This is a genomic window from Sphingomonas elodea ATCC 31461, from assembly GCF_000226955.1.
GTDB lineage: Bacteria > Pseudomonadota > Alphaproteobacteria > Sphingomonadales > Sphingomonadaceae > Sphingomonas > Sphingomonas elodea.
This window is the reverse complement of record NZ_AGFU01000109.1, coordinates 1-1,079: the sequence shown is the minus strand read 5'-3', so window position 1 is coordinate 1,079 and position 1,079 is coordinate 1. Positions and strand designations below refer to the sequence as shown.

Annotated in this window: 1 protein-coding gene; it reads left to right on the top strand. The window is 68.4% G+C overall.

The genetic code is table 11. From position 1 onward, the window contains the following. Positions 1–1,079, top strand: a 1,079-nt coding sequence (locus KK7_RS21295; RefSeq protein WP_010546250.1) for a hemagglutinin repeat-containing protein, incomplete at both ends; no start/stop codon positions are given.

Sequence of the window (1,079 nt, the reverse complement as noted above, 5' to 3'; positions counted from 1 at the left end):
TGACCGCGCTGACCGGCGGGACCCGGCTCGCGGGCTATGGCGACAATCAGGAGCAGTATCAGGCACTGCTCGGCGCGGGTGCCGCCTACGCGAAGGAATTCGGCCTGTCGCTTGGCGTCGGCCTAACTGCCGAGCAAATGGCCTCCCTGACCACCGACATCGTGCTGCTGGTCGACGTGGTGGTCGAAGGCCCGAACGGGCCGACCCATGCGCTCGCACCGATCGTTTATCTGGCGAAGACCCATGAAGGCGACCTCCAGGAGTCGGGAGCACTCATCGCGGCAGGCGGCCAGTTGTCGATCCGCTCTGCCGGTGACCTGACCAACAGCGGCGTGATCCGCGCCAGCCTGGGCAGCGACATCGCAGTGGAAGGGCGCCTGACCAATGCCGGCACGATCGCCGGCGGCAAGGTCGCGACGATCACCGCGGGCGGCGACCTGATCTCGCAGGGCGGCAGCTTCACCGGCGGCGACCTGACGCTCTCCGCGGGCGGCAACATGGTGCTGGGCGCGACGCGGTCGACCCAGCATAGCGCCACTGCCTATGCGGGCGGCGGCACGCTCACCGATTCGATCACGCATCAGGTGACCACGGTAGACGCTACGGGCAAGCTCACCCTGGTCGCACTCGGCGATCTGACGGCTGCGGGTGCCAAGCTCTCCGCCGGCGATAGCGCCACCCTGGTGGCAGGCGGCAACATCACGCTTGGCGCCGTAACCGACGTCACGCACGTCCAGGCAATCGACCGCAGCGCGAAGGGCACTTCCGCTGGCAGCGCAACGAGCCAAACTGCCCTCGGCACCAGCCTTGCCGCCGCCAACGGAATTACCGTGCAAACCGGCGGCGCGCTCGCGCTGATCGGCAGCACGATCCAGACGCGCGACGAGAAGGGCGGTCAGATCACGCTGGCGGCCGGCCAGGGGATCACGATCGGCGCGGCCCAGCAGGATTGGTCGAGCGATCAATATGACCGCGCCGGAAAGAAGCGCTCGGTCGCGACGAGTAGCAGCGGCACGACCAATCTGCTCTCCAGTATCGACGCGGCCGCCGGCCTCACCATCACCACGCCGGGCGCGGTG